Source organism: Kineococcus rhizosphaerae (assembly GCF_003002055.1).
GTDB lineage: Bacteria > Actinomycetota > Actinomycetes > Actinomycetales > Kineococcaceae > Kineococcus > Kineococcus rhizosphaerae.
In genome coordinates this window covers 302,433-315,315 of sequence record NZ_PVZF01000002.1, presented here as the reverse complement: position 1 = coordinate 315,315, position 12,883 = coordinate 302,433, and the positions used below count along the sequence as shown (strand labels likewise).

14 protein-coding genes are annotated in these 12,883 nt (G+C 74.1%); 5 read left to right on the top strand and 9 right to left on the bottom strand.

The features are described 5' to 3' along the window. Positions 1-14 precede the first annotated feature (14 nt). The 3 genes from CLV37_RS05670 (at position 15) to CLV37_RS05660 (ending at position 2,554) form a co-directional block, all read left to right on the top strand. Complete coding sequence (locus tag CLV37_RS05670) at positions 15-1,322, top strand: O-acetylhomoserine aminocarboxypropyltransferase/cysteine synthase family protein (protein WP_106208001.1); 1,308 nt, start codon at positions 15-17, stop codon at positions 1,320-1,322. After that, complete coding sequence (locus tag CLV37_RS05665; RefSeq protein ID WP_106207999.1) at positions 1,322-1,930, top strand: CoA-binding protein; 609 nt, start codon at positions 1,322-1,324, stop codon at positions 1,928-1,930. The genes CLV37_RS05670 and CLV37_RS05665 overlap by 1 nt, the downstream gene beginning before the upstream one ends. A gap of 126 nt (positions 1,931-2,056) precedes the next feature. Next, entirely contained in the window at positions 2,057-2,554 is a 498-nt protein-coding gene (locus CLV37_RS05660) for a hypothetical protein (RefSeq protein WP_106207997.1), read from the top strand. Here the strand turns inward: CLV37_RS05660 and CLV37_RS05655 are convergent. Genes CLV37_RS05655 through CLV37_RS05645 form a run of 3 tightly spaced genes read right to left on the bottom strand, consistent with a single transcriptional unit; the run spans position 2,540 to position 5,369 of the window. Further along, complete coding sequence (locus CLV37_RS05655) at positions 2,540-3,793, bottom strand: deoxyguanosinetriphosphate triphosphohydrolase (RefSeq protein ID WP_106207995.1); 1,254 nt, start codon at positions 3,791-3,793, stop codon at positions 2,540-2,542. The two genes, CLV37_RS05660 and CLV37_RS05655, sit on opposite strands and share 15 nt — an antisense overlap. Continuing rightward, positions 3,790-4,956: a tRNA dihydrouridine synthase DusB gene (dusB, locus tag CLV37_RS05650; protein ID WP_106207993.1), complete on the bottom strand. Its 1,167-nt coding sequence runs from the start codon at positions 4,954-4,956 to the stop codon at positions 3,790-3,792. The genes CLV37_RS05655 and dusB overlap by 4 nt, the downstream gene beginning before the upstream one ends. Beyond that, the gene (locus CLV37_RS05645; protein WP_106207991.1) at positions 4,953-5,369 is read right to left on the bottom strand and encodes a universal stress protein; all 417 of its coding nucleotides are present in this window, start codon (positions 5,367-5,369) and stop codon (positions 4,953-4,955) included. The genes dusB and CLV37_RS05645 overlap by 4 nt, the downstream gene beginning before the upstream one ends. A 135-nt stretch (positions 5,370-5,504) precedes the next feature. Between CLV37_RS05645 and CLV37_RS05640 the strand changes: the two genes are divergently transcribed. Further along, a complete protein-coding gene (locus CLV37_RS05640; protein ID WP_245885265.1) occupies positions 5,505-6,518 on the top strand; it encodes a LacI family DNA-binding transcriptional regulator in 1,014 nt (337 codons plus the stop codon). Between the two features lie 151 nt (positions 6,519-6,669). Continuing rightward, positions 6,670-7,602, top strand: a complete 933-nt coding sequence (locus tag CLV37_RS05635; protein WP_106207987.1) for a hypothetical protein — start codon at positions 6,670-6,672, stop codon at positions 7,600-7,602. Positions 7,603-7,680: 78 nt separating this feature from the next. Here CLV37_RS05635 and CLV37_RS05630 read toward each other — a convergent pair whose 3' ends face one another. From CLV37_RS05630 to CLV37_RS05605, 6 genes are read right to left on the bottom strand one after another with little or no spacing between them, the layout of a single operon-like run. Continuing rightward, positions 7,681-8,289, bottom strand: coding sequence for a response regulator transcription factor (locus tag CLV37_RS05630; protein ID WP_106207985.1), 609 nt, complete (start codon positions 8,287-8,289; stop codon positions 7,681-7,683). Then, positions 8,286-9,401 carry a sensor histidine kinase gene (locus CLV37_RS05625; protein WP_211298419.1) on the bottom strand — a complete coding sequence of 372 codons (1,116 nt, stop codon included), beginning with the start codon at positions 9,399-9,401 and terminating at the stop codon, positions 8,286-8,288. Before CLV37_RS05625 ends, CLV37_RS05630 begins: the two co-directional genes overlap by 4 nt. Before the next feature lie 38 nt (positions 9,402-9,439). Next, positions 9,440-10,213: an ABC transporter permease gene (locus CLV37_RS05620; protein WP_106207983.1), complete on the bottom strand. Its 774-nt coding sequence runs from the start codon at positions 10,211-10,213 to the stop codon at positions 9,440-9,442. Beyond that, the gene (locus CLV37_RS05615; protein ID WP_106207981.1) at positions 10,210-11,148 is read right to left on the bottom strand and encodes an ABC transporter ATP-binding protein; all 939 of its coding nucleotides are present in this window, start codon (positions 11,146-11,148) and stop codon (positions 10,210-10,212) included. The genes CLV37_RS05620 and CLV37_RS05615 overlap by 4 nt, the downstream gene beginning before the upstream one ends. Positions 11,149-11,194: 46 nt before the next feature. Further along, positions 11,195-12,391 carry a benzoate/H(+) symporter BenE family transporter gene (locus tag CLV37_RS05610; RefSeq protein WP_106207979.1) on the bottom strand — a complete coding sequence of 399 codons (1,197 nt, stop codon included), beginning with the start codon at positions 12,389-12,391 and terminating at the stop codon, positions 11,195-11,197. Then, the gene (locus CLV37_RS05605) at positions 12,388-12,834 is read right to left on the bottom strand and encodes a MerR family transcriptional regulator (protein ID WP_106207977.1); all 447 of its coding nucleotides are present in this window, start codon (positions 12,832-12,834) and stop codon (positions 12,388-12,390) included. The genes CLV37_RS05610 and CLV37_RS05605 overlap by 4 nt, the downstream gene beginning before the upstream one ends. Positions 12,835-12,883: the final 49 nt, after the last annotated feature.

The window sequence follows — 12,883 nt, the reverse complement described above, 5'->3', positions numbered from 1 at the left end:
GGCAGGATCGGGCCGTGAGCGAACACTCGAGCCCGACCGACCGCACGTGGGGCTTCCGCACGCGCGCCGTGCACGCCGGGGCGGTCCCGGAGCCGACGACGGGCGCCCGGGCCGTCCCGATCTTCCAGACGACGAGCTTCGTCTTCGAGGACGCCGCCGACGCCGCGAACCTGTTCGCGCTGCAGAAGTACGGCAACATCTACTCGCGCATCTCCAACCCGACGGTCGCCGCGTTCGAGGAGCGGATGGCCTCCCTGGAGGGCGGCCTCGGCGCCCTGGCCTGCGCCAGCGGGCAGTCCGCGGAGTTCCTCACGTTCGCCGCGCTCGCCGGGGCGGGCGACCACGTCGTGGCCTCCAACAACCTCTACGGCGGGACCGTCACCCAGCTCGACGTGACGCTGCGCCGCTTCGGGGTCGACACCGTGTTCGTCGACCCCGAGCCCGAGACGGTGCGCGCCGCGATCACCGACAAGACCCGGTTCGTCTTCACCGAGCTCGTCGCCAACCCCTCCACGGTGATCGCCGACGTCCGCGCGCTGGCCGACGTGGCCCACGAGGCCGGCATCCCCCTGGTCGTCGACGCGACGACGGCGACGCCCTACCTGTGCCGCCCCATCGAGCACGGCGCCGACATCGTCATCCACTCCGCGACGAAGTTCCTCGGCGGGCACGGCACCACCCTCGGCGGGGTGGTGGTCGACGCCGGGACCTTCCCCTGGGACAACGGGAAGTTCCCGGCCATGACCGAACCCGTCGCCTCCTACGGCGGTCTGTCGTGGTGGGGCAACTTCGCCGAGTACGGCTTCCTGACCAAGCTGCGCAGCGAGCAGCTGCGCGACATCGGCGCGACCCTGTCCCCGCACTCGGCGTTCTTGCTGCTCATGGGCGTGGAGACCCTGCCGCAGCGCATGCGCGAGCACGTCGCGAACGCCCAGCGGGTCGCCGCCTGGCTCGAGGCCGACGAGCGCGTGTCCTGGGTCCGCTACTCCGGTCTGCCCTCGCACCCGCACCACGCGCGGGCGGAGCGGTACCTGCCCGAGGGCCCCGGTGCGGTCTTCTCCTTCGGCGTCGTGGGCGGGCGCGCGGCCGGGGAACGCTTCATCAACAGCGTCCAGCTCTGCTCGCACCTGGCCAACATCGGCGACGCGCGCACGCTCGTCCTGCACCCGGCCTCGACGACGCACCAGCAGCTCTCGCCCGAGCAGCTGCAGGCCGCCGGGGTCCCCGCCGACCTCATCCGGATCAGCGTGGGCCTCGAGGACGTCGACGACGTGCTCTGGGACCTCGACCAGGCCCTCGCCGCCGCCGTGAAGGGGAACTGATGACCGCGCAGAACGTGCCCGACGCCAGCGCCGACACCGGCACCGTCGCGGCGCCCGGGAACCTGCAGGAGGCCGCGGCCGACGCCGCCGCCGCGACCGGCTCCAAGGACGCCCCCGCGACGAGCGGGACGAGCGGGTGGACCGCCCCCGGTGCCGGGGAGCGCCTGCGGATCCTGCGCCGCACCAGGACCGTCGCGATCCTGGGCGCCTCGAACAAACCGTCGCGCGCGTCGTACTTCGTCCAGACGTACCTGCTCGCCGATTCCGACTTCGAGCTGTGGTTCGTCAACCCGAACGAGACCGAGGTCCTCGGCCGGCCCAGCTACCCGTCGCTGGAGGAACTGCCCGGGGTCCCCGACCTCGTCGACGTGTTCCGCCGACCCAGCGAGCTGGGCGCCGTCCTCGACGACGTCATCGCGGTCGGTGCGCCCGTGATGTGGATGCAGCTGGGCCTGGCCGACGAGGCCGTCGCCCGCCGCGGCGCCGAGCACGGCGTCACCGTCGTGATGAACCGCTGCCTGAAGATCGAGCACGCCCGCTTCCACGGCGGCCTCCACCTCGCGGGTTTCGACACCGGGGTGATCTCGGCGCGGCGCCGGGCCCGCTGACCGGCCCCGCGCACCGGTTGTGGACGACCGGAGCGGGGTGTCGTCGCGGGACCCACAGGCACCCGCCGTCCACAGCGGGCGCCGGACCGGCCCTGCCGGCGAGTGCAGCCTCCTAGCGTCCTGCCCATGACCCGACGACTCCCCTGGATCGCCGTCGGCGCCGGCGCCGCGATCGTCGCCCACGGCGTCGTGCTGCTCGGTGTCACGGTCGTGGCCGTGGCGACCGACGACGGCCGCACGACGTACGTGGACCCGCCCGCGGCGGTGCGCCGGGACTCCGCACCGCCGTGGGCCGTGGGCACGTGCCTCGACGACGGGCGGGCCGTGTCCTGTGCCCGCGCCCACGAGGCCGAGGTCGTCGCGCTCCCCGATCCCGGCGACCTGCCCACCGAGGGAGCCCGGCGCTGGACGGCCAACGCCGTCTGCGCACGCACGGTCTTCGCGCTCACCGCGGGGCTCACCCCCGCGGCGGTCACGTACGCCTCGTCCTACCCCTCCACCGCGGTGGCCGGTCGGGACGCGCGCGTCAGCTGCTTCCTCGTCGGCGCGGACCGCATCCCGCTCGTGGGGTCGCTCACGGCGGGCGATCTGCACCCGCCGTCGCCACCCCTACCGCTGGAGTGAGCGGGTGAGCCTCTCGTGCCACGCCAGGGCCGAGACGTCGGTGAGCGAGGCGACCTGGTCGACGACGACGCGCAACCGGCCCGCGTCGTCGGCGGCCAGGTCGTGGTCCTCGCGGAACGGCGGTTCGAGGACGTCGGGCCCGCGATCGACGAGCGCGGCCAGGAGTTCGTGCAGCAGTTCGCGCTGGCGGGCGTAGAACGGCTGCCGCTCCTGGGCGCTCATGACGAACGTCGCCGCGACGCCCTTGAGCACGGCCACCTCCAGCGCGGTCTCCGCCGGGACGACGACCTCGGCGGCGTAGCGGGTGAGCCGGCCGTCGCCGTGCCGTTCCCGGGTGGCGTGCTCGGCCGCGTTGGCGAACCGGCCGATGAGCTGCGACGTCATGTCCTTGAGCGCCGCGAGGTGCCGGCGGCCGCCGAAGACCTCACCGGGTTCCTCCGCCGCCCAGAACCCCGAGGTCGACAGACGTTGCAGCGCAGCGCCGACGGCCTCGTCGGTGGCGTCGGCGACGTACCAGTCGCGCACCTGCGCGGCCACGCGGGCGCGGATGTCGGACTGCTGCAGCCAGTCCAGGCGCACGTGACCGGCCACCACGGCGTCCTCGACGTCGTGCACCGAGTAGGCGACGTCGTCGGCGAAGTCCATGACCTGCGCCTCGACGCAGGGTCGGTTCTCCGGCGCCCCGTCGCGCAACCAGGCGAACACGTCCGCGTCGTCGGCGTAGGCGCCGAACTTCGACGTGACGCGCGGCGCCTTGCCGTGCAGCCACGGGTACTTCGTCGAGGCGTCCAGGCTCGCGCGGGTCAGGTTCAGCCCCACCGGGGAACCGTCCGCGGCGACCGACTTCGGTTCCAGCCGGGTCAGGATGCGCAGCGTCTGCGCGTTGCCCTCGAAACCGCCGATGTCCGCGGCGGCCTCGGCGAGCGCCCGTTCGCCGTTGTGCCCGAACGGGGGGTGGCCCAGGTCGTGGGCCAGGCACGCCGTGTCGACGACGTCGGGGTCGCAGCCCAGGGCCGCGCCGAGCTCACGGCCGACCTGCGCGACCTCCAGGGAGTGCGTCAGCCGGTTGCGGACGAAGTCGTCCGTGCTGGGACCCACGACCTGGGTCTTGGCCGCGAGCCGGCGCAGCGCCGAGGAGTGCAGGACCCGGGCGCGGTCGCGGGCGAACGCGCTGCGCGAGTGCTTCTTGGGGGGCTCGCTCGCCCACCGCTCGGTGTCCTGGTCCCCGTACCCGCTCATCCGCCGGACACCGACAGCTCGGCCTGGCGGATCATCTCGGCGGCGACGCCGGTCAGTTCCTGGCTCTCCAGCCAGCCCTCGGGCAGCGCGACCTTCGCCTGCGGGGACCCCGCCCGCCCGCGCGAGCCCTCGGCGGCCTCACCCGGGTACGGCTGGTCGAGGTCGAGACCGGCGATGAGCTCGTCGAGCGCCTCCAGGGTGTCGACGAGGCCCAGCTTGGCCCTCATGTCCCCACCGACGGCGTAGCCCTTGAAGTACCAGGAGATGTGCTTGCGGATGTCGCGGCAACCGCGCAGCTCGTCCTCGTAGAAGTGGCACAGGAGCTCGGCGTGCCGGCGCAGGACCTGGGTGACGTGCCGCAGCCCGGGCCTGACCCGCTCGGGACGACCGGCGAAACCCGCCTGCAGGTCGGCGAACAGCCACGGCCGCCCCAGGCAGCCGCGGCCGACGACGACACCGTCGACCCCGGTGCGCCGCACCATCTCCAGGGCGTCCTCTGCGCTCCACACGTCCCCGTTGCCCAGGACGGGGATCGTCGTGACGGTCTCCCTCAGGCGCGCGATCGCGTCCCAGTCGGCCGTGCCGGAGTAGTGCTGGGAGGCGGTGCGCCCGTGCAGGGCGACGGCCGCGACGCCCTCCTCCTCCGCGGCCTTGCCGGCCTGCAGGTAGGTGAGGTGGTCGTCGTCGATGCCCTTGCGCATCTTCACCGTCACCGGGATGCCGCCCTTGGACGCCTCGCGCACGGCACCGCGGACGATGTCGCGGAAGAGCGTGGCCTTCCACGGCAGCGCCGAACCGCCGCCCTTGCGGGTGACCTTGGGGACGGGGCAGCCGAAGTTCAGGTCGACGTGGTCGGCGAGGTCCTCGGCGACGATCATCTCGACGGCCTTGGCGACCGTCAGCGGGTCCACGCCGTACAGCTGCAGGCTGCGGGGGGTCTCGTCGGCCTCGAAGGTGATGAGGCGCATCGTCTCGGGGGTGCGCTCGACGAGGGCGCGCGAGGTGATCATCTCGCTGACGTAGAAGCCCTCGCCCTGCTCGCGGCACAGCCGCCGGTAGGCGGAGTTCGTGATCCCGGCCATCGGCGCCAGGACGACGGGCGTCGGCGAGACGAGCGGGCCGATCCTCAGGGGCCGGGTCGCGGTCAGGGTGGGTGCGCTCACACCCCCATTGTGACCGCTCCGGCGGGGGCCAGGCAGCCGGCGGCCTCCGGTTCGGGCACCGACAGCACGGGGCAGGGGGCTTCGAGGACGACGAGACGGGCGCGGCCGCCGAGCAGGTCGTCGACCCCGCGGCGGGCCAGACCCACGACGAGCAGGGCCGCGTGCTCGCGCTCGGCGAGGTCGAGCAGTGCCTCGGCGAGGTCCGCCCCCTCGGGCGGCAGCCGCACGTCGAGGCCGACCGGCGCCGCGCGGCAGCGGACCAGGAGCCCGTCGGGCAGCGGGGCGGCGGCCACCACCGCGAGCGTCCCGCGGCGCAGCCGGGCCTGGGCGAGGGCTTCGAGGACGGCGTGCTCGTCACCCGGCTCGTACCCGACGACGACCAGGGGGTGCTGGTGGTGTCCCGGATCGCGCATGCGAACGCTCCCTCGCGTCGATGGATCTTCTAGCACGTCAGACCCTAGAATCCTGACAAGCGCTTGCGCAAGCGCTTGTCCGGCGGTGTTGCCGGACCGTGACGCCACGGAGAGGAGGCTGGGACCGTGGTGACGATGGCCGACGTGGCCCGCCTGGCCGGGGTGAACGCCTCGACCGTCTCGCACGTCCTCAACGGGACCCGGACCGTGAGCGGTCCCACCCGCGAGGCCGTGCTCGCCGCGATCGCCCGCACGGGGTACCGGCAGAACACCCTGGCGCGCTCGCTGGCCCGCTCCTCCACGACGACCCTGGGCCTGGCCAGCCGGTTCGTGTCCAACCCCCACTTCGCCGACCTCGTGACCTCCATCGAGTCCAGCGCCCGCCGCGCCGGGTACTCCCTCGTCCTGGCCGACACCCACGACGACCCCGTCGAGGAGCTGCGCGCCGTCCACGAGCTCGCCGACCGGCGCGTGGACGGGCTGCTGCTGGCCCCCTCCGTCCACGCCGACGACGAGGCCCTGCCCTTCCTGGAGCGCGCCGGCATCCCCGCCGTCCTGCTCGACCGGTTCGCCGGCTCCGTCTTCGACCAGGTGGCTCCCGAGAACGTCGAGGCGACCGCGCTGCTCACCGGCCACCTCGCCGACGCCGGCCACACCCGCCTCGCCTTCGTCGCCGGCCTCGAGGGGCTCAGCTCCACGTCCGAACGCTGCGAGGGCTTCACCCGCGTCGTCTCGGCCCGGGGCCTGAGCGGGACCGTCCTGGACGGCCGCAGCGAGACCGCCGTCGCCGAGGCCGCCGTCCTGTCGGCCTTCTCCTCGAGCTCTGCGGGTGAGCGACCGACCGCCGTCGTCGTCGGCAACAACTCCATGACCGTCGGCACCCTGCGCGCCCTGCGGACCCTGGGCCTGCGCATCCCCACCGACGTCGCCCTCGTCTGCTACGACGACCCCGAGTGGGCCGACCTCGTCGAGCCCCGCCTCACCGCCATCCACCAGGACGTCCCCGCGATGGCGACCCGCGCGGTGACGATGATCCTCGAGCGCCTCGACGGCACCGCCCCCCCGACCCCCCGCCGTGAGCGGATCCCCCCCACCTTCCGCCACCGCGACTCCTGCGGCTGCGCGGGGTCGGGGGTTTCGGCACGTTGACTCCCCGGTCGCTTTGATCGGGACCGGGGAGTCAACGTGCCCGCTCCCCGGCGCCATCAACGGTGTGCACAGGCGCAGAAGCCCCGAGTTGTCCACACGTCCCCGGCCCCGTGCGCCGTCCGGGTCCCGGGATCGGCGCACCATCCGCAGCATGCCTCGCCACCGAAGTTTCGACACCGCCGACGTCGACGCCCTGCTGGCCCGCCAGGACTCCATCGCCACGCACCGCGAACTGCAGGCCGTCGGCCTGCGCAAGGGCACCATCTCGCGGTGGATCGCCCACGGGCCGTGGCAACGCGTGGTCCCCGGCGTCATCGCCGGCCACCGGGGGCGACTGAGCGTCGACCAGAGACGCCGGGCAGCGCTGGCCTACTGCGGACCGCACGCCGTGCTCAGCGGGGTGCACGCCCTCGACCTGCACGGCCTGACCCAGAACCGGATCCCCGTCCCCGACGAGGTCCTGGTCCTCATCCCGTGGTCCCAGAAACGATTGTCGTCGGGTTTCGTCGTGGTCGAACGCACCCAGCGTCGACCCGACACCACGGTCGTCAACGGCTGCCGCGTCGCATCACCGTCTCGCGCCGCCGCTGACGCGTCCCGTCACGGAGCCGACGTGGCGTCCGTACGTGAGATCTTCGGTCAGGTGCTCCAGCAACGACGCTGCACCGTGGGTCAGTTGCGCGACGAGGTCTTCAGGGGCCCTCGCCAACGGAGCGCACCGGCGCGGCTGGTCGTGGGCGAGGTCGCCGACGGCACCCGCAGCGCCGCCGAGGGGGAAGTCCGGGCGATCATCGCCGGGACCGCTCTCCCCCAGCCGCTCTGGAACGAGGCGGTGGTCGTCGACGGCGTGTTCCTCGGTCTGGGTGACGCCTACTGGCCGGAACTCGGCGTGGTGCTCGAGGTCGACGGTTTCCAGTGGCACTCGTCCCCCTCCGCCGTCCGCCGGACCCAGGCGAAGCAACGTCGGTACGCGGAAGCGGGCCTGCTGGTCATGACCACAGCACCGCACGACGTGCGGGCTGACCCGCAGGGGTTCCTGCGCCAGCTGACTCGGATCCTCGAGACGGCCCGCCGCCGACGTTGAGGTTCCGGCACGTTGACTCCCCGGTCTCGATCAAAGGGACCGGGGAGTCAACGTGCCAATACCTCGCCCCCGCCGCGGTCACAGCAGCCACCCCCGCTCGTCGGCCAGCCGCACGGCCTCGGCGCGGGTCCGGGCGCCGGTCTTGCCGATCGCGGCGGACAGGTGGTTGCGCACGGTCCCCTCGGACAGGCTCAGCGCGACGGCGATGTCGGCCACGGTGCACCCGGTCCGGGCGGCCCGCAGCACCCCGGTCTCCCGCTCGGTGAGGGGGTTCACCCCGGCGGCGAGGGACTCGGCGGCCAGGGCCGGGTCGACGACGCGCAGGCCCGCGGCGACGCGGCGCACGACGTCGGCGAGTTCGCGGGCGGGGGTGTCCTTGACGACGAACCCCGACGCACCGGCCTCCATCCCGCGCCGCAGGTAGCCGGGGCGGCCGAAGGTGGTGACGACGAGGACCTTCACGGCCGGCAGGGCCCGGCGGACGGCGGCGGTGGCGGCGATGCCGTCCAGGCCGGGCATCTCGATGTCCATGAGCACGACGTCGGGCCGCAGTTCCCGGCACGCCTCGACGACGGCGTCGCCGCGGGCGACCTCCCCGACGACCTCGAGGTCGCCCTCCAGGGACAGCAGCGCGGCGAGGGCGCCGCGCACGAGGGCCTGGTCGTCGACCAGCAGCAGCCGGATCACCGGCGCACCGCCAGTTCGAAACCGCCGTGCTCGGAACGGCCCACGGTCACCGCGGCCCCGGCCTCCTTCGCGCGCGACGACAGCCCGGCCAGTCCCGACCCGCCGACCCCGGGCCGGGGCCCGCACCCGTCGTCGGCCACGACCACGCAGGACGAGGACACCGAGACCCAGCAGGTGCGGGCGCCGGAGTGCCGCACGACGTTGGTGACGCCCTCGCGCACCGCCCAGCCGAACAGTTCCTGCGCCTCGGCGGGGACCTCCTCGACGGAGCCGGGAAGGTTCGCGGTGATCCCCGCGGCCGCCAGGGCCTGCCGGGCCCCGGCGACCTCGGTGCCCAGCGACACCTCCCGGTACCCCTCCAGCGCGGCGCGGACGTCGGTCAACGCGGTGCGCGCCAGTCGTTCGACGTCGGCGACCTCGGTGCGGGCGCGGTCGACGTCGACGTCGAGGAGGCGGCCGGCGAGTTCGGCCTTGAGGGTGATGACGGTCAGGGAGTGCCCGAGCAGGTCGTGCAGGTCGCGGGAGAACCGGGCGCGTTCCTCGGTGACGGCGAGGCGGGCGAGGTCCTGCTGGGCGGCGGCCAGTTGCCGGCCGCGGGCGATGAGCCGGCTCGTGCCCAGCGTCGCCACGGCCGCGAAGAAGGAACCGATCGCGGTGCCCTCCAGGTCGGACCAGCCGGGGACGAACCGCCCGAGCAGGGCCACCCCGCCGATGAGGACGACGAACACCGCCAGGGCCGGGCGCACGGGCAGCGCGAAGGCGGCGTACGCGCACACGAAGTAGACGGTGTTGAACCCGCTGGTCCCGGCCCCGGGGACGACGAGCGCCGTGAGGGCGACGAGCACCAGCAGGCCGAGGACGGCTTCACGGGCGGAGACGCCGAGCTTGCCGGAACTGCGCATCCGCGCCCACCCGCGGCTGAGCAGCAGGAAGTAGGTGGCGCCGAACACCGCGGTGGCGGCGATGGAGGCCAGGCCCAGTTCCCGGTCGGGGTTGGCCCAGGCGTCCTCGACGGTCTGGACGAGGATCAGCAGCCAGACCCCGGCGAACAGGAAACCCGCACCGCGCATCCGCGGCACGAGCATGGCGGGCAGGCGTTCGGGCGGCGGCACGGGAGAACCCTCCCACGCCGCCGCCGGCCTCCCGCCGGTCACACGCGCCCGGTGTCGCGGCGGAACAACCACGCCGCGGCCGCGCCGAACAGGACCGTCCAGACCACGAGGTTCGCGACGGCGCCGACGAACGAGCCGCTGTGCTCCAGCCCCCAGTGCGCGAGGATCCCGACCCCGTAGGCGGGCGTGAAGGAGGCGACCGTCTGCAGCCCGTGGCTGAACAGGGAGATCGGGACGAAGAGCCCGCCCATGAGGGCCAGCAGGGCCAGCACCGGCCCCATGACCTGCATGGCGTTCTCGGACGGCACGAGGTAGCCGATGGCCAGGCCGAGGGCGGCGAAGACGAGCGAGCCGATCCAGGCGACGAGCCCGCCGATCACCCAGGCCCGCGCCGGCATCCGAGCACCCGTCACGGCGCCGATGACGAGCTCGACGACGACGGGGACGAACGCGATGCTCGCCGCGGCGATGACCTTGCTGGCGACGTAGGTGGCCGGGCGCATGGGCGTCAGGCGCAGTTGCCGGCTCCAGCCGCTGGCGCGTTCGACGGCCACGGACGCCCCGACGCTGGTGGCGGCGACCATCGCCCCGTAGACGGCGAAGCTGAGCATGACGTAGCCCTTGGCGTCGGCCGAGCTCTGGGAGGCGCCGAACGCGAAGTAGAAGACGATCGGCATGACGACGGTGAAGATCAGCGTGCGGCGGTTGCGCAGGACGCGCTTGACGTCGAGCCGGACGTAGACGGGGTTGACGAGTCCGCGCGGGACGCCGGGGGCGGGCGCGCTGGTGACGGCGGCGGGGGTGGTGCTCATCGGGTGACCTCCGAACTGGTCAGGGAGACGAAGGCGTCCTCGAGCCCGCGGGCGGTGATCTCGAGGTCGGTGGCGGGGGTGCGGGTCAGCAGGTGGCGGGCGACGGCGTCGGAGTCGTTGGCGTGCACGAGGACCACGTCGCCGTTGACTTCGAGGTCGTCGACGCCGGGCAGGCCGTCGAGGTCGGCGAGCCGGACGCCGGGCCAGGTGGCGCGCACGACGCGGCCGGAGGACAACGCCTTGATCTGCGAGGGGGTGCCGTCGGCGACGACCCTGCCGTGGGCGACGAGGACGATCCGGTCGGCGTAGGTGTCGGCCTCCTCGAGGTAGTGGGTGGCGAACACGACGGTCCGCCCGAGGCGGGCGTCGTCGCGGATCGCGGACCAGAACGCGCGCCGACCCTCGACGTCCATGCCGGTGGTGGGTTCGTCGAGGACGAGCAGGCGGGGGTCGGGCAGCAGGGCCATCGCGAAGCGCAGCCGCTGCTGCTCACCGCCGGAGCACTTGCCGACGCGGCGGCCGGCGATCGGGGAGATCCCGGCGCGTTCGAGGACGACGTCGACGGGCTGGGTGCGGGCGAACAGGGAGGCGGTCATCTCGACGGTCTCGCGGACGGTGAGGTCGCGCAGCAGCCCGCCGGTCTGCATGACGGCCGAGACCCAGCCGTGGGCGACGGCCTCGCGCGGGGTCGTGCCGTACACGGAGACCGACCCGGAGGTGGGCTGCGACAGGCCCAGGACGACGTCGATGGTGGAGGTCTTGCCGGCCCCGTTGGGACCGAGGAACGCGACGACCTCGCCCGGCTGCACGACCAGGTCGAGCCCGTCGATGGCGCTGACCTGGCCGAACCGCTTGGTCAGGGCGTCGATCGCGATGGCCGGCGGTGCCCCGGTCCGGGTCGAGACGCCCGCCGCTGACGTTGCTGTGCTCTCCATGACGGGAACTCTGGCGCGCCCGCCGGCCGGGCACCTCGGCCCCGCGTCACGACCCACCCGTGACGGATGTCACGGGTCGCGACAGCCAGGCGTGGACGACGAGCCCGGCGACCAGGCCCCAGAAGGCGCTGCCGATGCCCGCGAAGGCCACCCCGGAGGCGACGACGGCGAACGTCAGCCCGGCCGTGACGCGGTGGGCGGGTTCGGCGAGCGCCGAGACGAGCCCGCCGACGAACGAGTCGAGCAGGGCCAACCCGGCGACGGCCTCGACGAGGACCGGGTCGGTGCCCCCGACGAGACCGGCGATGGGGGCGGCGAGCAGACCCAGGACGAGGTAGCCCGCTCCCCCGGCGACCGCGGCGATCCAGCGGCGCGAGGGGTCGCGGCCCGCACCGGGCCCGGCGATGATCCCGGCGGCCAGGGCGGACAGGTTCACGGCGTGCCCGCCGAACACCGCGGCGAGACCGCTGCCGACGCCCGCCCCGACGAGCACGCGACCGGTCGGGACGCGGTCGTACCCGAGGGTCTCCAGGATGGTGAAGCCCGGGATGTTCTGCCCGGCCATGGTGACGACGTACAGGGGGACGCCGAGGGAGACCAGGACGAACGGGTCGAGCTGAGGGGTCACGGGCAGCAGGCGCGGGACCCACTCCAGGGACACCGCCGCGGGCAGCCCGGCGACGGTGAACCCCAGGGCGACGACCATCGCGGCGGGGATCGCGGCGGCCCGCGCGAGGCGGCGCAGCACGAGCCAGACGAGGGTGACGCACACGGCCGCGACGGGGTGGACGCGGACGGCGGAGACGGGGGCCAGGCACAGCGGGAGCAGCACCCCGGCGAGCAGCGCACCGGCCACGGGCGTGGGGACCCGGCGCACGAGCCGGGCCAGCGCGGGCCACGCCCCGGTCACGACGACGAGCAGCGCGCACAGCAGGAAGGCCCCGACGGCCGCCGCGATCGACCCCGTCCGCCCTTGGGCGGCGACGAGCAGCGCCGCGCCGGGGGTGGACCACACGAAGGACAGCGGCAGCCGGGTCCGCCAGGACAGCAGGGAGGCGACGGCGAACTGGGCCAGGCACAGCGCGAACAACCCGGACGCGGCCTGTTCGGGGCCGGCGCCGACGGCGGCGAACCCCGCCAGGACGAGGACGAAGGACGACGCGAACCCGGTGACGGCCGCGACGGCCCCGGCCGAGACGGGCTGGGTGAGTCCTTCCGCACGTCGTCGGTGCTGGGCGCTCACGCCACCTCGTCGTGCGCCGCGGGTGCGGGGGTGCAGTCCGGCGGCTGCCCGGTCCACAGCTGCGCGGCGGTGCCCTCGGCGAGCCGGGCCCGGTACAGGTCGACCTTGAACGCGATGGTGTCGCGGGCCCCGGCCAGGTCGGCGAGCTGCTGCTCGACGCGGCGCTGGTGCCCGGCGAGCAGGTCGAGCCGTTCGGCCTCGTTGCCCTCGCCCGCGCGGACGAGGGCCGCGTAGCGGGCGATGTCGGACAGCGGCATCCCCGTGGTGCGGAACGTGGCGCACATCCGCAGCCACTCGACCTCGGCGGGGCTGAAGCTGCGGCGGCCGGCGCTGTCGCGGTGGACGGGTTCGACCATCAGCCCTTCGCGCTCGTAGAAGCGCAGGGCGTCGACGCCGATGCCCGTCAGGTCGCTGACCTCGCCGATGCCGAACCGCTGTTCCACGGGCCGAATCTAACCGGGACGACGCCGGGGCCCGCACCCCTCCCGCGCG